The following is an 18,243-nucleotide window of genomic DNA, read 5'->3' on the forward strand; positions in this document are numbered from 1 at the left end:
CAGCTGACTTGAGTGGAACGGACTCAAGTGTGCATCAAGCCGCGCCCGGGGTCAACAGACCTGAGTCCAGCCGACTCAAGTCTTATCCGTTCCTTACACGCAAGTGCCCGCTGACCTGCGTCGGTACGGCGTTCTTCGCCCCGTACACCGGAACCCGAAGGAGGAGCAGCACGATGCTGAAGGTGACGCAGGCGACGCACGTGGCGCCGGTCCGGCCGACCCAGCCGCCGTGCACGAGCACCGCGACGAGCACCCCGGCGAAGGACGCGGCGCCGAGGACGACGGTTGCCCGCTGCGAGGTGAGCCCGAGGCGCCGCAGCCGGTGCGCGAGGTGGTCGGGCCCGCGCCGCAGCACCGGGCGCCCGGCGAGCAGCCGCGACAGCACGACGAGCAGCACGTCGCCGCTCGCCACGGCGGTGAGCGCGAACAGCACGCCCGCGCTGGCCGCGGGGTCGTAGCCGGACCGGGTGATCAGCGCGGCCGCGGCCAGCACGAACCCGGTGAACAGCGAGCCGGTGGCGCCGAGGGCGATCCGCGCGGGAGCCCAGTTGTGCAGCAGGAACCCGGTGAGCGCGGCCGCGAGCACGCTCAGCAGCACGGCGAGCCCGTCCATCACCTCGGCGGCGGCACAGGCCCCGACCCCGAAGGAGGTCACCACCCCGACGGTCCCGGCCAGTCCGTCCGCATGGTCGAGCCCCTTGAAGGCGACGGCGACGAAGGCGATCCAGGCCGCCCCGAGCACCCCGCCGACGATCCCGAACTCGCCGTAGGGCACCACGCACGCGGCCGCCACCGCCGTACCGAACAGCAGGAAACGCGTCTTCAGCCGCCACACGTCGGCGACCACCCCGAGCAGCGCCACCGCTCCCCCGGCGGCCACCAGCTCCCCGACCCCGGTGCCGAGCGGCGCGACCCGGGTCCAGTCGCCGGCGAACGCGACCAGACAGGTGGCGCCGACCACGGCGAGACCGCCCAGCGCGGGCACCCGCCGGGTCCGCCGCCGGTCGAGGAGCCCCAGCCGCAGGGCACACGGGCGGATCAGCGCGGCGAGGAAGGCGGCGAGCAGGAAGGCGGTGGTGGCGGCGGCGATCCCGTAGAGCACAGGTCCAAATTAGACCTAAATGTAACAATTCTGTACGAATAACACGATCGGGTTGGGGCGTACCGCCCAGGCAGACCTCAGCGATCCAGATCACCCCGCACCTGGCTACAGTGCGAGTAAAGATGCGGGTAGTCTCGAACCGACTGGATAAGTTACCGCTTAGTAATTTCGGGAACCCTCTCGAAGAGACCCGAAGAGACCACCCCTCGCAGGCCCGAGGAGCCCCCATGCAACTCGCCGCGATCATCGTGTCGCTGGTTCTGATCGTGGTTGGCGTGGCGTTGTTCGCCCGCGCCGTCCTGCAGATCTACAACTTCATGCGGCTCGGCCAGAACGTGCCCGCCGGCACCCGTACCGACGAGCCCGTCCAGCGGACCGTCACGGTGGTCAGGGAGTTCCTCGGCCACACCCGGATGAACCGCTGGGGCATCGTGGGCGTGGCGCACTGGTTCGTCGCGGTCGGCTTCTTCTCCCTCCTGCTGACGATCGTCAACGCCATCGGCCAGCTGTTCCAGGCCGACTGGATCCTGCCGGTCATCGGCGACTGGGCGCCGTACAACGTCTTCGTCGAGTTCATCGGCACCATGACGGTGCTCGGCATCCTCGTGCTGATCGCGATCCGCCAGCTGAGCAAGCCGAACCGGCCGGGCCGCAAGTCCCGGTTCGCGGGCTCCAACTTCGGCCAGGCGTACTTCGTCGAGGCCGTCATCCTGATCGTCGGCGTCTGCATCTTCACGCTGCACGCGCTGGAGGGCGCCCAGCACCACGTGGACTCCTACGAGGCGTCGTTCTTCATCTCGTACCCGGTGGTGTCCTGGTTCCGCGGCATGGACGTCTCCACGCTGCAGAACCTCACCTACTTCTTCGCCGGCCTGAAGATCGCGACCTCCTTCATCTGGATGATCGTGGTCGCCCTCAAGACCGACATGGGTGTCGCCTGGCACCGCTTCCTCGCCTTCCCGAACATCTGGTTCAAGCGGAACGCGACGGGTGGGACCTCGCTGGGCGCGCTGCTGCCGATGACCTCGGGCGGCAAGCCGATCGACTTCACCGACCCGGGCGAGGACGACGTCTTCGGCGTCTCGCAGGTGGAGCAGTTCTCCTGGAAGGGCCTCCTCGACTTCTCGACCTGCACCGAGTGCGGTCGCTGCCAGTCGCAGTGCCCGGCCTGGAACACCGGCAAGCCGCTCTCCCCGAAGCTGCTGATCATGTCCCTGCGGGACAACGCGCACGCCAAGGCGCCCTACCTGCTCGCGGGCGGCGGCAAGACCGCCGAGGGCGAGGAGAAGGGCTCCGAGGAGCAGCTCGCCGGGGTCCCCGCGGCGGCGCTCGCGGAGGCCGAGCGGCCGCTGATCGGCACCGCCGAGGAGAACGGCGTCATCGACCCGGACGTGCTGTGGTCCTGCACCACCTGCGGCGCCTGCGTCGAGCAGTGCCCGGTGGACATCGAGCACGTCGACCACATCGTCGACATGCGCCGCTACCAGGTGATGATCGAGTCCGCGTTCCCGTCCGAGGCGGGCACGATGCTCAAGAACCTGGAGAAGAAGGGCAACCCCTGGGGCCTGGCGAAGAAGCAGCGCCTGGAGTGGCTCAAGGAGGTCGACTTCGAGGTCCCGGTCGTCGGCAAGGACATCGAGGACCTCACCGAGGTCGAGTACCTGTACTGGGTCGGCTGCGCGGGCTCCCTGGAGGACCGCGCCAAGAAGACCACCAAGGCCTTCGCCGAGCTCCTGCACATCGCGGGCGTCAAGTTCGCGATCATGGGCGGCGACGAGAAGTGCACCGGCGACTCCGCCCGCCGCCTCGGCAACGAGCCCCTGTTCCAGGAGCTCGGCATGGAGAACGTGGCCGCGCTGAACATGGCGTTCGGTGAGTCCCTCAACGAGGAGGGAGAGGTGGACGAGTCGACCAAGAAGCCGAAGTCGGCCAAGAAGATCGTCGCCACCTGCCCGCACTGCCTCAACACCATCGGCAACGAGTACCCGCAGCTCGGCGGCGACTACGAGGTCATCCACCACACCCAGCTGCTCCAGCACCTGGTGGACGAGGGCAAGCTGGTCCCGGTCACCCCGGTCGAGGGCATCATCACCTACCACGACCCCTGCTACCTGGGCCGCCACAACAAGATCTACACGCCCCCGCGCGAGATCATCGCGAACGTCCCGGGCCTCAGGAACGAGGAGATGCACCGTCACAAGGAGCGCGGCTTCTGCTGCGGCGCCGGCGGTGCGCGCATGTGGATGGAGGAGCGGATCGGCAAGCGCATCAACAACGAGCGCGTCGACGAGGCCCTCTCCCTCAACCCCGACATCGTCTCCACCGCCTGCCCGTTCTGCCTCGTGATGCTGACCGACTCGGTCAACGGCAAGAAGAACGACGGCAAGGCCAAGGAGTCCATCCAGGTGGTGGACGTGGCCCAGCTGCTCCTCGACTCGGTGAAGACCCCGGTGGACCCGGCGGGCGCCGCGGAGCAGGAGAGCGAGCCGGAGCCGGAGCCGGTGAAGTAGTCCCGACGGCCGCCACGGCGCCCCGTGCCCTCGCCGGGCACGGGGCGCCGTCGTATGCCGGGGCGGGCCGCACCGGGGGCCCACCCGCTCCGAGAGGGTCCCGGTGCGGGCTGCCTCGCCGGAGCGTCACGGCCCGTCGGTCCGGGCGGCCGGTGCGTCGAGGAGGCCGTTCGCGGCGCGGTGGATCTTCGTCAGGGCGCTGAGCAGGTGCTGTCGTTCGGTGTCGGTGAGGTCCGCGGTCACCGCCGCCTCCAGGCGTCGGCGCTCCTCCTCCACCGGCTCCCGCAGGGCGCGTCCGGCGTCGGTGAGCCAGAGCCGGACCAGGCGGTTGTCGCGGTCGTCGGGGCGTCTGACGAGCAGGCCGGCGGCGGCCATGCGGGTGGCCATCTTGGTGACGGTGGGCGTGGTGACGTGGACCGCCGCCGCGATCTCGCCCGGAGTACGGCCGTCCGCTTCCCAGAGCGCCGCGAGCAGGTGGTTCTGGCCGAGGTGGAGGCCGTACTCCCGCATGCCGCGGTCGGCGAGCGCCCGCAGGGCCTTCGAGGTCTTGCTGTGCAGGTCCAGGAACTCGGGCATCGCGGCCTTCCGGGAGACGGCGTACGGCACCTGGCACGGGCGCCGGTGTCCGCAGCCGATCGATTGACGGCTAATCATTTCCCGGCTAACGTCCCGTGCTGCACCGAAGTCGTTAACCGGCAAATGAATGCGAGATGTCATGTTACTGCTCACCGGAGCGACCGGAAACATCGGCCGGGAACTCGTTCGCCGACTCGACGCACAGGGCGCGAAGTTCCGCATCCTCGTACGCGATCCCAGCCGCGCCGAGGACCTGCCGGACCGTGCCGAGCGCGTCGTCGGCGACCTGGACGAGCCGACCGGCCTCGCACCGGCCTTCGACGGCGTCGACCGCCTGTTCCTGCTCCCCACCGGCATCGGCACGGCCCACACCGAACACGCCCTCACCGCCGCCCGGACCGCCGGAGTACGCCGCATCGTGCTCCTGTCCTCCTTCAACGTCCTCGGCACGCCCATGCCGGCCATGGGCCACTGGCACCACGCACGCGAGACCCTCGTCCGCGCCTCCGGTATCCCCGCCACCTTCCTGCGGCCCGGCGCGTTCATGACCAACGCCCTGGACTGGCTGCCCACCCTCCGCGAGGGCGGCTACGTCCTCGACCCCGTCGGCCCCGGCCGCTACGCCCCGGTCCACCCCGCCGACATCGCGGCCGTCGCCGCGCTCGCCCTGACCGAGGACGGGCACGAGGGCGAGGCGTACGCACTGACCGGTGCGGAGACGTTCACCCTCGCCGAGCAGGTCGGCGTCCTCGCGGCGGTGCTCGGGCGCCCCGTCGAGGTCCGTCCGGTGACCACGGCGGCCGAGGCGGTACGGGCCCGCTTCCCCGCGGGTGCTCCGCCGGCGCTCGCCGAAGCCCTCGTGGAGGGGTTCCGGCTCCTGCGCGCCGACACCGTCGGTCTGCGCACGGAGACCGTCGAGCGGCTTCTCGCCCGCAGGCCGCTCACCTTCGCCGACTGGTGCACCGCCCACGCGGACGTGTTCCGGCAGGCTCTCGACGCCGCCTGAGCGGCCGTCGCCTCCCGCCCGTGACGAGGCCGGCCGGACGCGTCCGTACCCCGGACGGCCCTCTCCTGCTCGCGTATCCGCGGCCCGGCGGTTCGGCTGGCAGGAGGGCCGGATCGAGCGGGAGGTACGGGTGGCGGAGGACAGCGCGCGCGGGGACGGGGACGGGGACCGGTCCGACGACGTGCGGGAACTGCGGGCCCGGGTCGCGGCCCTGGAGAGCACGCGGGCCCGGCCGCCCCGGCACCACGTCAGGTCCCTGCTCGCCGTCGTCCTGATCGCCGTCGGCTGCCTGCTCGCCCCGCTCGCCGTGGTCGCCTCGTGGGCGGCCGACCAGGTGGGCGACACCGGCCGTTACGTGAGCACGGTCGCCCCGCTCGCCTCGAACGCCGACGTCCAGGACGCCGTGGCCAACCGGGCCACCGACGCCCTCATGTCCCACCTCGACCTGCCCGCCCTGCTCGCCGACGTGGTTCCCGCGGACCGGCCCCGCCTGCAGCAGGCGCTCGGCGGCAGACTCGGCGACGCGCTCGAAGGGGCCGTGCGCAGCTTCGTCCACGACAAGGCCCGCGAGGTCGCCGCGTCCGGCGCGTTCCGGACCGTCTGGACCGACGCCAACCGCAAGATCCACAGCAGCCTCGACAAGGCCCTCACGGGCAGCGGCGGCGGCGCGGTGCGGCTGACGGACGACAGCGTCACCCTCGACATCGGCCCCCTCGTGGACCAGGTCAAACAGCGCCTCGTCGAAGCCGGGCTGACCCCCGCCGAGCACATCCCCGCCGTGCACACCGACTTCACCCTCGTCAGGTCCGACCAGGTCGGCAAGGTCAGGACCTACGTCCGGCTGCTGCAGCTCGCCGGGGACTGGCTGCCCGTGCTGGCCGTGCTGCTGGTCGCCGCCGGGGTGCTGCTCGCGGTCCGGCGGCGCCGGGCCCTGGTGGCGGGCTGCCTCGCGGTCGCCGTCACCACCGGGCTGCTCGGCATCGGGCTGCGCGTGTTCCGCGTGTTCTACCTGGACCGGCTGCCCGCGGGCGTCTCCCCGGGCGCGGCGGCCGCCGTCTACGACGCGCTGACCCACTTCCTGCGCACCGGAGTGCGCATGGTGGTGGCCCTGGCCGTCGTCGTCGCGCTGGCCGCCTGGCTCTCCGGCCCCGGCCGGTACGCCGGGCTGCTCCGGAGCCTGTGGACGTCCGGGATCGACGCGGTACGCGCCACCGCCGACCGCGCCGGACTGCGCACCGGCCCGGTCGGGCCCTTCGTCCACCGCCACCGCACCTGGATCATCTGGGTCCTGGTGGCCGTGGCGGTACTGGTCTACCTGCTGTGGTCCTACCCCACCGGCTGGGTGGTGGTCGGCATCGCCCTGTGCCTGCTGTTCGCCCTGGCCGTGACGGAGTTCCTCGCGACGCCGGACTGACGGCGCCCGGCCGCTACGTCAGCCCGATCGCCGCGCACGCCGACCGGTACTTCGCGGTGCAGATCTGGGACACCGTGTAGACGCCGTCCGCGATCACCGTGTCCTTGATGTTGTCCTTCGTGAGCGCGACCACCGGGACGAGCGTCGCGGGGATATCCTTCTCGGTCGGGCTGTCGACCTTGTCCTGGGCCAGCGCGTCGTACTGGATGTCGCGGCCCTGCACCTTGTACACGGCCATCTGCGCGGCGTCGGTGGCCTCGTCCAGGAACGACTTGTACACGGTCATGTACTGCTCGCCCGAGACGACCCGCTGCACCGCGTCCAGGTTCGCGTCCTGCCCGGTCACCGGGGGAATCGTGGTGGCGCCCGCGTTCTTCAGGGCGTCGATGACGGCGCCGGCCATGCCGTCGTTGGCCGAGTAGACGGCGGCGATGTTGTGCAGGCCGACGGCCCTGATCGCCTTCTTCATGTTCGCGCCGGCGGTCGCGGGCGACCACTTGGCGGTGTCGTACTCCTCGGCGATGCGGACCTTGTTCTTCAGTTCGCCGAGGGCGCCCTTCTTGAAACTCGCCGTGTTCGGGTCCGCGGGGTCGCCGTTCATCATGACGACCTCGCTGGTGGCCGCCTTGTCGCCGAGCGCACCGAGGATGGCGCGGCCCTGCACCTCGCCGACGAGTTCGTTGTCGTGCGAGACGTACGCGTCGATCGGGCCCTGTGCGAGCCGGTCGTAGGCGATGACGGGGATACCGGCGGCCTTCGCCTTCCGGACGTCCGGTGCGATGGCCCTGGCGTCCACCGAGTCGACCAGGACGACGTCGACCTTCCGGTCCACCATCCGCCGGAGCTGCCGGCTCTGGGTGGCCGCGCTCGCCCCGGCGTTGGCGTAGTCGACCCTGCCCTTGCCGTGGGTGAGGGAGGCGACCTCCTTCTCGATGATGGGGCGGTCGAAGTTCTCGAACCGTGCGGTGTCCTTGTCGGGCAGGAGCAGCCCGACCGTGATGTCGTCGCCCTTCGTCGCGGACGCGGCGGCGCCGCTCCCGCCCACGCCGTCGACGACGCCGCACGCGGTGAGCGCGAGAGCGGACGCGGAGGCGGCCAGGGTGATCGTGAGGCGGGGCAGGGGGGTCCCGCGGAGGATGGGAACGCTCACATCAGGCGCCTTCCGAGTGGGGGGAGCGTCATGCGCAACCGATGGTGTGAAGGAAGCAAACGCGTAGCGGCCGGATACGTCAAGACGTCCGGACAACGCGGCAGTTGGGGGCGGGCCCAGACCTCACGCCGGCACATCCGACGTGACACCGTTGCCCCAGGTCAGGGCCGCACGGCGGGAGTTCGGCGGAGCGGCGGGACGGGCATCACGGAGGGGTGGGCGGCCGAACGGGCCAACGCACTCTCCGCGCGGCGGACTTCACCGAGCCTTCGCAGTTGCTACCCCACCTTCACAGTCGGCGTCCCGGCCGGGCAAGGACCGACCGGAATCTCTCCACCGGCCAATGTTGTGCATTCCATTGACCGCAGTCGCAAAGGAGCCCTAGATTCCCCCCTGCCTTCGTTCAGTGCACTGAGCACCGCTCCCCCGCCCGTCTCCCCCACCCCCCGCCCAAGGAGCCGTCGCCATGCCTGCCAGCACCCGTCCGCGGGCCTCCCGCGTCCGCCTGCGCATCGCCCTCGCCGCCCTGGCCTCGCTGGCGGCCACGGCGCTCACCGCCCTGCCCGCGCCCGCCGCCGAGGCGGACACGCCGGTCACCGGCAGCCTCACCGGCACCCTGTCCGACGGCGCCACCTGGATCGCTGACGTGCCCGAGCACTGGAACGGCACCCTGCTGCTGTTCAGCCACGGCTTCGGACCCCTCGTCGCCCAGGACGCCCCCACCGACGCCGTACGCACCGAACTGCTCGCCGAGGGCTACGCGCTGGCGGGATCGTCGTACGACCCCCATGGCTCGATGTGGGCCCTGGGCAGTGCCGAACGCGACCAGTTCGCCACCCTCGACGCCGTCACCGCGCGGGTCGGCACGCCGCGGCGCACCCTCGCCATGGGGCAGTCCATGGGCGGGCTCGTCAACGCGCAGCTGGCACGCGACGGCGCCGGCCGCATCGACGGCGCGCTCGGCCAGTGCGGCCTGGTCGCGGGCGCGACGGACCTGGACAACTACCAGCTGGACGCCGAATACGCCCTCGCCCGGCTGCTGTTGCCGGCCCAGGACGTGCAGCTCGTGGGATTCGGCACCGCCGGTGCGGCCGCCGCCACCGCGGACACGCTCGCCGCCGCCGTCACCGCCGCCCAGGCCACCCCGCAGGGCCGCGCCCGGATCGCGCTCGCCGCCGCCTTCCTCAACCTGCCCGCATGGTCGCCCGGGAAGGACCGGCCGGCCGCGACCGACTGGGCGGGCCAGGAGGCGCAGCAGTACGACTGGTTCGCGCACGGCATCCTGGCGTTCTTCGAGGGCGGCCGGTACGCCGTCGAGCAGTCGGCCGGCGGCAACAACTCCTGGAACCGCGGCGTCGACTACGCCGGCCTGCTCGCCGGTTCCGCCCACGCCCCCCAGGTCCGCGCCCTGTACAGGGCGGCCGGGCTGGACCTCGGCGCCGACCTGCGGACGCTGACCGAGGGCGCCACGGTCGACGCCGATCCCGCCGCGGTCGCCACCGCGCGGCGCACGTCCTCCGCGGGCCAGGGACTCGGGGTGCCGTTGCTCGACGTCCACACCACCGCCGACAACCTGGTCCCGGTGGAGCAGGAGAACCGCTTCGCCGACCGGGTGCGCGCCTCCGGTGACGGCGCGCTGCTGCGGCAGGCGTATGTCGAACGGCAGGGCCACTGCACGTTCACCACCGCCGAGACCGTGGCGGCCCTGCACGCCCTCGAACACCGCGTGGACACCGGCCGGTGGGACGACGCGGCGACCCCGGCCGCCCTCCAGGCGTCCGCCACCGCGCTCGGCCTGGACGGGGCGGCCTACGTCCGCTACCGGCCGGCCGAGTTGACGGTCGGACGCGACGGACGCGACGGACGCGGCTGAGGCGGTGCCCGCCGTCTCCGCCGTCACCGGTCCGGCGCAGGGAGTTCGATCTCGGCCCAGATGGTCTTGCCGCCGACGTGGTGACGCGTCCCCCAGCGTTTGGCGAGCTGGGCGACGAGCAGCAGGCCGCGGCCGCCCTCGTCGTAGGTGCGGGCCCGGCGCAGGTGCGGGGCGGTGCCGCTGCCGTCGGAGACCTCGCAGATCAGCGCGCGGCCCCTGATCAGCCGGAGCTGGACGGGCGGCTGCCCGTAGCGGATGGCGTTGGTGACGAGCTCGCTGACCACCAGCTCGGCCGTGAACGCCACCTCCGTCAGGTGCCAGGCCTCCAGCCGGGCCAGCACCTGGACGCGGGCGTCGGCCACCCGGGCCGGGTCGGAGGGCAGGTCCCAGGTGGCGACCCGGTCGGCGTCGAGGGCCCGGGTGCGCGCGACGAGCAGGGCGACGTCGTCCTCGGGGTGCGCGGGCAGCAGTGTCCGCAGCAGTTCGTCGCACAGCTCCTCCAGCGGCCGGGCGGCGGCCCGGCCGAGGGCCCGGCGCAGCCGCGCCAGGCCGCCGGCCAGGTCGTGCGCGGCGCCCTGGACCAGACCGTCGGTGTAGAGCGCGAGGAGGCTGCCCGCGGGCAGTTCCCGCTCGGCGGTCTCGAAGGGCAGCCCGCCCGCGCCCAGCGGCGGTCCGGGCGGCACGTCGAGGAAGTCCGCCGGGCCGTCGGGGCCGACGACGGCGGGGGGCGGGTGGCCCGCGCTGGCGGCCGTGCAGCGGCGGGAGACCGGGTCGTAGATCACGTACAGGCAGGTCGCGATGAGGTCGGTGCGGACCTCGACGTCGGGTTCGTGCTCCGCGGTGCTCTCCTCCTCGGCCGCGAGGAGGGTGACCAGGTCGTCGAGGTGGGTGAGCAGCTCGTCGGCGGGCAGGTCCACGTCGGCCAGGGTGCGTACGGCGGTCCGCAGCCGTCCCATGGTGGCCGAGGCCCGCAGCCCGTGGCCCACCACGTCGCCGGCCACCAGCGCGACCCGGGCGCCGGAGAGCGGGATCACGTCGAACCAGTCGCCGCCCGGCCCCGCCCGGGTGCGGGCCGGCAGGTAGCGGTGGGCCGTTTCGACCGCGTCCTGGGCCGAGAGCCGGCTGGGCAGCAGGCTGCGCTGCAGGGCGAGGGCGGTGCTGCGTTCGAGGGTGTACCGGCGGGCGTTGTCCACGGCCACGGCGGCACGCGCGGCGATCTCCTCGGCCAGCAGCAGGTCGTCGTGGGTGAAGGGCTCCTCGCGCCGGTGCCGGACGAGGACCGCCACCCCGAGGGTGATGCCGCGGGCGCGCAGCGGAACGACCATGATCGAGTGGATCCCGAACCTGCGCACCACACCCGACCGCCCGGGGTCGACGAGCTCCCAGTTGCGGATCGCCTCGTCCCCGGTGCTGTGCAGCGAGGACCTGCCGGTGGCCAGGCAGCGGACGGGGGGTGCGGACGCGGGGTACTCGTCCACCTCCCCCGGCTCGGTCAGCGCCTCGGGGACACCGGGCAGCACGGACTGCTGGGCCGCCCGCCGCAGCGGGACCCGGCCGGTCCCGGACGGTTTCGGCTCGACACCGCGGTACAGGGAGTCGAGCAGGTCGATGGTGATGAAGTCGGCGAGCCGCTCCACCGTGACGTCGGCCATCTCCTGCGCCGTGCGCATCACGTCCAGGGTGCTGCCCACCCGGGCGCTGATGTCGTTGAGCAGCGCGAGCCGCTCCCTGGCCAGGTACTGCTCGCTGACGTCCAGCGCGGAGACCTCCACGTGCCGGACCCGCCCCGCAGGGGTGACGAGCGGGGAGACGGTGACGGACCAGACCCGCTCGGGGCCGTCCGGCCGGACCCGGCCCCGGAGGCGGAACTCCTCGGGCTCGCCCGTCGTCAGCACCCGGACCATGCCCTCCTCGACCCGGTGGCACAGGTGCGGCGGCAGGATGTCGGTGACGTGCCGGCCGAGCATGCGCTCCTCGCGCAGGCCCAGTTCGCGCACGGCACCGGTGCTCGCCCGCACGACCCGCAGCGCGGAGTCGTACACCATCAGGACCACCCTGCACTGGGCGAACGCCTCGTCGCCGGTCACCGCGTCCGGCCGCGGCGGCGCCGGTGACTCCGGTGGCGTCACCACGAGGAGCCGCTGGGCGCGGCCCGCGCCGTCGACCCACGGATACGCCCGTAGCCACAGCGGCAGGGTCCGGCCGTCCCGGTGCCGGAACAGGGCCGTCGCCCCGGCGGGGGCCGCGAGGCCGTCCGAGGCGACCAGGCGGCTGACGGGGCTGCCGACGGCCTCCTGGACGGGGTAGCCCAGCAGCCGCTCGGCGCCCGCGCTCCACCCCGTCACGACGCCCCGGTCGTCGACCACCGCCGTGGCAGGGGCCGCAGGGTCGGCAGGGGCCGCCGGGTCCGCAGAGGCCACCGGGTCAGCAGGGGCCACCGCCCGGTCCGCAGGGGCCGCCGGGCCGGACGGATCCGGCGGTACGGCTCCGCTTCCGCCGCCCGGGGTGGCATCACGCATGCCGGTCACCGCCCGTTCTGCCGGCCCGTCCGCCACGGCCCGGGGCGAACGCCGAGCGGGCCGCAGGCCTCGGAGCCGACCCGTCTCACCGCGTCGTCCTCACCCTCTCCTCCATCGTCCTTCGCCCGCCCCGGCACGTCACCTCCGCGCCCGCCGCCCTCCCCCTCGGTTCGAGGCCGGGCGGGAACGGGAAACGGCCCGGGTACGGGACCCGGGCCGTTTCCGTGCGGTGCGGGGCGCTGTCAGGGCTTCTGCTTGACGAGGGCCGGGACGAAGCGCAGGGCGTCCACGGTGCCGACGCCGGTGGCGAGGTCGTAGCCGTTGACGGCCTTGTAGCCGGTCACGCCCTGGTAGCTGTTGTCCGTGCCGTCGTTGACGTCGACGATGCCGGTCAGCTTGGAGCGGTAGGAGGAGAGGTCGTAGAGCCGCTTCTGGATGTTGCCGAGGCGGTGGCCTGCGGCCTGGTCGGCGAGGGCGACGATGCCCGCGAAGAGCGGGGTGGCCTCGCTGGTGCCGCCGCTGACGTCCCAGCCGGTCGCGGTCGGGTCGAAGCTGGAGTAGATCCAGGCGCCGCCGTCGACCGCGGCGGACATCGAGATGTCCGGGGTGCCGCGGCGGGTCCCGACCACCTTCTTCACGCCGTTCTGGAAGGACGGGCGGGTGAACACGTGGGACTGGCCGCCGCCGCCGGAGCCGTAGTCGTTGTAGACGCTGTCCGGCTTGACGCGGTTGCCCTTGTCGTCGAGGTGGAGCTGGGTGCCGCCGACCGAGGTGACCAGCGGGTCGGAGGAGGGCCAGGAGTTGACGCGCTTCTTGTAGTACGTCTTGCCGTCCGCCTGGAGGTCGGTGGCGCCGCCGTCACCGGAGGCGGCGAGCACGGTCACCTTCTTGCGGTTCGCGTCCTGGAAGGCGTAGCGCAGCTTCCTGATGCTGGAGAAGTCCCCCTTGGCGAAGCCCGGGAAGGTGTTCTCGGTGGCGCCGAAGCTCTGGCTGATGACGTCGCCGACCCCGTGGTCGATCATGTACTTCTCGGCGTCCATCATCTCCGGCAGACCGGTGGTGCCCTCGGTCTCGGAGACGGCCGTCTCCACGACGACGATCTTCGCGGCGGGCGCCACCGCGTGCGCCATCTCGACGTCCAGGGTGGTCTCGCCGGCCCAGCCGGTCATGTCCGAGTTCTTGGGGTCGAAGGCGGGCACGTGCCCCCACTTGACGACCTTCACCTTGGTGCTGGGCAGCCCGAACTGCTTGCTGTAGACGTCGAGGTCGTGCTGGACGGTCGGGGAGCCGTAGGAGTCGACGATGACGATGGTGCGGCCCTTGCCCGTGACGCCCTTGCGGTAGAGGGCGTTCAGGTCGTACGCGGTGCGGTACTGGAGCGGCGTGTAGCAGTTGATCTGCCACTTGGCCTGGCACTGCGCGTCGGAGAGCGGGCTGCTCACGCGGTGCGCCAGGGTGTGCCCGACGACGGCCGGCACCGCGAGGGTGTGCGGTGCGGCGACGGGCGCGGCGGCCGTGAGTGCCGTGGCCGCGAGGGCGGCGACGGACGTGGCAGCCGCGACGCCCCGCCCGGTACGGGCTATCTGCATGGATCCCCCTGTGGTTCGGAGTCTCACGAAGTGATCTCGAGTGGTCTTCGCGCATCCCACCGGAGAGGTCATGCACAGATCAAGTGCGTTGAACCGACGATGCCGAACCCTTTACCCTGCGTTGTCCCGCTATTAGCCTTCCAGCCGTCGAGAGCAGGCCGGAACCCCGGTAGCGGTCTTTCCGTCTTCCCTCGTCGAACGGGACCTCAACCTTCCCTCAACCTCTAGCAATCGGCCGGAACTTGAGACACACATCACTGAGACCCTGGGCCGTGGCAGCTGCCACGGCCCTCGCGTTCCTCGTCGCACTGGAGGCAGCCGCACGCCACTACGGTCTGCCCGGGCCGCTCACCAACCAGGCCCGGGAGGTGATATGTCCCCCCAAGTCCGGGTTCCTGCTCTACGCCGGGCTGGCGTTGACGATGGTGGTGCTCACCTGGCGGCAGCGGTTCGCCGCCCTCGGCGCCGCGCTGGGCATCGACCTCGGCTTCGCGGCGGTCCGGTGGGCGGCCGGCACCGGGGTGACGCACGGCCAGCCGTTCGGCAACGGCGCCCTGTGGGTGCTGCTCGGCTGCGGAGTGGTCGCCGTGACCCGCCGCACCGGTCCGGAGCGCGTCCTGCTGCTGAAGGGCGTCGGTCTCGGCCTGCTCCTGGTGACCGGCCGTAAGACCGGCGACACCTGGCTGCTCATCACCTCGAAGACCCGCCCGGCGGTCCTCGACCAGTACGTGGCCACCGCCGACCACGCCCTGGGCAACCCGTCGTGGCTGGTGGGCCGGCTCGTCACGGCCACCGGCCCGGCCGGCTTCAACCTCCTCGACATCGTCTACGGCCAGCTCGCCGTGGCCGCGGTCGCCGTCGCGCTGTACCAGCTGCGCGGTGTGGCGGCTGACCGCCGTTTCCCGCGCCACCACCTGGTCCGCACCTTCCTGTTGATAGGCCTGCTCGGACCGGCCGTCTACATGATCTTCCCGGTGGTCGGGCCGGTCTTCGCCTACGGCACCGGCGCAGACCACTGGGCGTCGGTCAGCCTCTGGCCGGAGCGGCCCCCGCACGGCGGGCACTGGCCGGTGGCCGACCTGTGGCCCCGGACGGTGCCGCGGATCACCGCCCCGCACCCCGTGCCGTACGACGGGTTCACCCCCCGCAACTGCATGCCCAGCCTGCACACGGCCTGGGCCACCGCGATCTTCGTGCACTCCCGCAGGGGCCCCCGGGCGCTGCGCTGGGCGGGCGCGTTCTGGCTGGCCGCCACGGTCACCGCGACGCTGGGCTTCGGCTACCACTACGGCGCCGATCTCCTCGCCGGCGTGGTGTTCGCGCTCACCGTCGAGGCGGCCCTGCGCACCTTCGACCGCGACTGGGACCGCTCGGGCCTGAGGCTCGTCGCCCACGGAACGGCGGTCTTCGCCGCGCTCCTGGTCGCCTACCGCTGGCTGCCGCTGGAGATGGCCACGCACCGCTGGGTGGCAGGACCGCTGCTCGTGCTGGCGGCGGCCTCCGTGGTCCTCCACTACGTGCGCACCGTCAACCGGTGGGACCCCGCGCCGACGCGCCCCGAAGGGACGCCGGGAACTGCGCGGCCCGCCACGACGGCGCCGCAGACGAGCGACAGCCCATCGCCGCAGTTCCAGCGGAGCGCCTAGCCGGGAAAAGTGATCACCAGCATGGTTTGACGCCCTCCGGGGGGGCCGGGCGCCGTACGGCATGCCGGGAACTCCGGGTCGGGCCCGCCCACCGCGCCGCCTCCGGGCCCGATCACGGGACGTCGGCCGCGGGGAAGCCCTCCGGGGTGCGAACCCCCGCGAGGTCCGCGCGGGACCGGTCCGCGGGCGGCTCCGGGCCGAGCCACTGCTCGGTCCAGATGACCTTTCCGGCGGGGGTGTAGCGCGTCCCCCAGCGGTCGGCGAACTGGGCCACCAGGAAGAGGCCGCGGCCGCCCTCGTCCATGGTGGTGGCCCGGCGCAGGTGCGGGGAGACGCTGCTGGCGTCGGAGACCTCGCAGATGAGGCAGCGGTCGTGGATCAGGCGTACCCCGACGGGGCCCGTCGCGTGCCGGATGGCGTTGGTGACCAGCTCGCTCAGGATCAGCTCCAGGGTGAACGCCTCCTCCTTCAGGCCCCAGTCCCGCAGCAGCTCGGTGGCCGCGGCCCGGACCCCGGCGACGGCAGAGGGGTCGGACGGCACGGTCCAGTACGCGGTGTGCCGGTCGTCCAGCGCCCGGGTGCGGGCGACGAGCAGGGCCACGTCGTCCCGGCACGCCCCGGGCAGCATGGCGTCCAGGGCCGCCCGGCACATCTGGTCGGGCGTGCGTCCCGGCACCGCGAGGGCCCGGCGCAGGCGCTCGATGCCCTCGTCGATGTCCTCGTGCCGGTCCTCGATCAGGCCGTCGGTGTAGAGCGCGACGCCGCTGCCCTCGGGCAGCAGCACCTCGCTCGTCTCGTACGGCATGCCGCCCAGCCCCAGGGGCGGCCCGGCCGGTATGCCGGGCAGGCGGGCGTCGCCGTCCGGGAGCACGACGACCGGTTCCAGGTGCCCCGCCCTGGCCATGGTGCACATCCGGGAGACCGGGTCGTAGATCGCGTACAGGCAGGTGGCACCGGTGAGGGTGCGGTTGCCGCCTTCGCCGTCCCGGTCCTGGTCGATGCGGGTGACCAACTCGTCCAGGTGCCAGAGGAGTTCGTCGGGCGGCAGGTCGAGCGTGGAGAGGTTGTGCACGGCGGTGCGCAGCTGGCCCATGGTGGCGGCGGCGTGCAGTCCGTGGCCCACGACGTCGCCGACCACGAGGGCGACGCGCGCCCCGGGCAGCGGGATCACGTCGAACCAGTCGCCTCCCACGCCGCCGAGCCCGGCCCCCGCCGGCAGGTAGCGGTACGCCGCGTCGACCGCGTTCTGCTCCGGCAGGGCGTGCGGCAGGAGGCTGCGCTGCAGCGTGACCGCCATGGTGCGCTCCCGGGTGAAGCGGCGCGCGTTGTCGATGCTGGTGGCCGCGCGGGCGACCAGTTCCTCGGCGAGCGAGAGGTCCTCGTCGCTGAAGGGGGTCGGCTCCTTGGAGCGCCAGAAGGTCGCCACGCCGAGGAGCACGCCGCGGGCCCGCAGCGGGGCGGAGATCATCGAGTGGATGCCGTAGGCCACCAGCCGGCGGCCCCGGTCGGGGTCCTGGGCCTGCCAGCCGGAGAAGGCCGCCATGTCGGACTCCAGCACCATCCGCCCGGCACCGAAGCCCTCGCCCTGCGGGGTGAGGGGGTCGTAGTGGATGAGCGCGCCGGGCGGGTGGAGCGGCACGTCCGGCCGGATGCCGTGCAGGGCCACCCGGCGCAGCTCCGCCACGCCCGCCTGGTCCGGCTCCTCGCCGCTCAGCACGGTGTCGGCCAGGTCGACGGTGACGTAGTCGGCGAGTCCGGGCACGGCGAACCGAGCCAGTTCCTCGGCGGTGCGCGTCACGTCGAGGGTGGTGCCGATGCGCAGTCCGGCGTCGTACAGCAGCGCGAGCCGTTCCTGGACCACCTCGATCCGGCCCGTCAGCGCGGCGAGTTCGGTGGTGTCCCGCAGGGTGGCGACCGCGCCGCCCGGTCCGTGCGGGGCGTCCATGGGGCGCTGGCTGACGGCCAGCAGCCGGTCGCCGACCTCGATCACCTCGTCCGTGGCCGCCCTGCCGGACGCGAGGAGCTCTTCGGCCCTGGGGGCGATCCCCAGCTTCGTGACGGGCCGGCCGTCCACGTCGGCCGCCAGTCCCAGCAGACGCCGCGCCTCGTCGTTGGCCAGGAGCAGCCGGCGTTTCCGGTCGACGATCAGGACGCCTTCGCGCACCGAGTGCAGAACGGCGTCCTGATGCTCGTACATGCGCGTGATCTGCACCGGCCCCAGACCGCGCGTCTGGCGGCACAGGCGCCGGCCGACGAGTGCCGTGCCGGTGGTGGCGGCCGCGAGCGCCAGTCCCGTGCCGGTCAGGACGAGCGGCACCTGGCGGGCGGCCGCCAGACTCACCCGGTGGACGGTGATGCCCGCGGAGACCAGCCCGACGACCTTGCCGTCGGTGGCGGTCACCGGGACGACGGTCCGGACGGAGGGGCCGAGCGTCCCGGTCGTCGTCTCGGTGACCGTGCCGCCGTGCTGCGCCGCACCGATGCTGCCGATGTAGCGGCGGCCGATCTCGCCGGGGTTCGGATGGGTGTAGCGGATGCCCGCGGGGCTCATCACGACGACGAAGTCCACGTGCGCGTGCCGGCGGGTCTCCTCGGCCACCTGCTGGAGCGCGGCGGTCGGACGGCGCCCGGCCAGCGCCTGCCGCACGGTGGGGTCCGCGGCGACGGAGGCGGCCACGGCCTGCGTGTGGTTCCGTGCGTCCCGATCGGCGTCGGTCCGCGACTGCAACAGGAGGGCGGCGACCGCCGTCGCCACCAGAACCAGGACGACCCCGACCTGCATGAGGAACATCTGACCGGCAACGCCGCGTATCCCGTACCAGGACCGCAGCTGCCGGAGCATATGGTGCATACGGCTC

At 72.7% G+C, this 18,243-nt stretch carries 11 protein-coding genes; 5 read left to right on the forward strand and 6 right to left on the reverse strand.

What is annotated here, in order from left to right; translation table 11 throughout:
* Positions 1-82: 82 nt before the first annotated feature.
* Entirely contained in the window at positions 83-1,102 is a 1,020-nt protein-coding gene (locus ACZ63F_RS26520; RefSeq protein ID WP_469714232.1) for an MraY family glycosyltransferase, read from the reverse strand.
* Positions 1,103-1,329: 227 nt separating this feature from the next.
* On the opposite strand from ACZ63F_RS26520, the gene ACZ63F_RS26525 reads away from it, so the two are divergent.
* A complete protein-coding gene (locus ACZ63F_RS26525) occupies positions 1,330-3,612 on the forward strand; it encodes a heterodisulfide reductase-related iron-sulfur binding cluster (RefSeq protein ID WP_469714233.1) in 2,283 nt (760 codons plus the stop codon).
* Positions 3,613-3,738: 126 nt separating this feature from the next.
* On the opposite strand, the gene ACZ63F_RS26530 is transcribed toward ACZ63F_RS26525, so the two are convergent.
* The gene (locus ACZ63F_RS26530; protein ID WP_469714235.1) at positions 3,739-4,188 is read right to left on the reverse strand and encodes a MarR family winged helix-turn-helix transcriptional regulator; all 450 of its coding nucleotides are present in this window, start codon (positions 4,186-4,188) and stop codon (positions 3,739-3,741) included.
* Between the two features lie 139 nt (positions 4,189-4,327).
* Here ACZ63F_RS26530 and ACZ63F_RS26535 point away from each other — a divergent pair, with 139 nt between their 5' ends.
* Together ACZ63F_RS26535 and ACZ63F_RS26540 are read left to right on the forward strand one after the other, a co-directional pair.
* The gene (locus ACZ63F_RS26535; RefSeq protein WP_469714237.1) at positions 4,328-5,194 is read left to right on the forward strand and encodes an NAD(P)H-binding protein; all 867 of its coding nucleotides are present in this window, start codon (positions 4,328-4,330) and stop codon (positions 5,192-5,194) included.
* A gap of 130 nt (positions 5,195-5,324) precedes the next feature.
* Positions 5,325-6,608 carry a hypothetical protein gene (locus tag ACZ63F_RS26540; protein WP_469714239.1) on the forward strand — a complete coding sequence of 428 codons (1,284 nt, stop codon included), beginning with the start codon at positions 5,325-5,327 and terminating at the stop codon, positions 6,606-6,608.
* Between the two features lie 13 nt (positions 6,609-6,621).
* On the opposite strand, the gene ACZ63F_RS26545 is transcribed toward ACZ63F_RS26540, so the two are convergent.
* Positions 6,622-7,758, reverse strand: coding sequence for a sugar ABC transporter substrate-binding protein (locus ACZ63F_RS26545; RefSeq protein WP_469714242.1), 1,137 nt, complete (start codon positions 7,756-7,758; stop codon positions 6,622-6,624).
* A 466-nt stretch (positions 7,759-8,224) separates the two neighbouring features.
* On the opposite strand from ACZ63F_RS26545, the gene ACZ63F_RS26550 reads away from it, so the two are divergent.
* The gene (locus tag ACZ63F_RS26550) at positions 8,225-9,631 is read left to right on the forward strand and encodes an alpha/beta hydrolase (RefSeq protein ID WP_469714245.1); all 1,407 of its coding nucleotides are present in this window, start codon (positions 8,225-8,227) and stop codon (positions 9,629-9,631) included.
* Positions 9,632-9,654: 23 nt separating this feature from the next.
* Here the strand turns inward: ACZ63F_RS26550 and ACZ63F_RS26555 are convergent, their stop codons facing one another.
* Both ACZ63F_RS26555 and ACZ63F_RS26560 read right to left on the reverse strand, forming a co-directional pair.
* A complete protein-coding gene (locus ACZ63F_RS26555) occupies positions 9,655-12,150 on the reverse strand; it encodes a SpoIIE family protein phosphatase (RefSeq protein WP_469714247.1) in 2,496 nt (831 codons plus the stop codon).
* A 242-nt stretch (positions 12,151-12,392) separates the two neighbouring features.
* Positions 12,393-13,739, reverse strand: coding sequence for a S53 family peptidase (locus tag ACZ63F_RS26560; protein WP_469714250.1), 1,347 nt, complete (start codon positions 13,737-13,739; stop codon positions 12,393-12,395).
* Between the two features lie 272 nt (positions 13,740-14,011).
* On the opposite strand from ACZ63F_RS26560, the gene ACZ63F_RS26565 reads away from it, so the two are divergent.
* Positions 14,012-15,385 carry a phosphatase PAP2 family protein gene (locus ACZ63F_RS26565; protein ID WP_469714251.1) on the forward strand — a complete coding sequence of 458 codons (1,374 nt, stop codon included), beginning with the start codon at positions 14,012-14,014 and terminating at the stop codon, positions 15,383-15,385.
* 112 nt (positions 15,386-15,497) lie between these two features.
* On the opposite strand, the gene ACZ63F_RS26570 is transcribed toward ACZ63F_RS26565, so the two are convergent.
* Entirely contained in the window at positions 15,498-18,236 is a 2,739-nt protein-coding gene (locus tag ACZ63F_RS26570) for a SpoIIE family protein phosphatase (protein ID WP_469714253.1), read from the reverse strand.
* Between the last annotated feature and the right edge of the window lie 7 nt (positions 18,237-18,243).

The sequence above is a fragment of the Streptomyces sp. NPDC104761 genome (assembly GCF_055583445.1).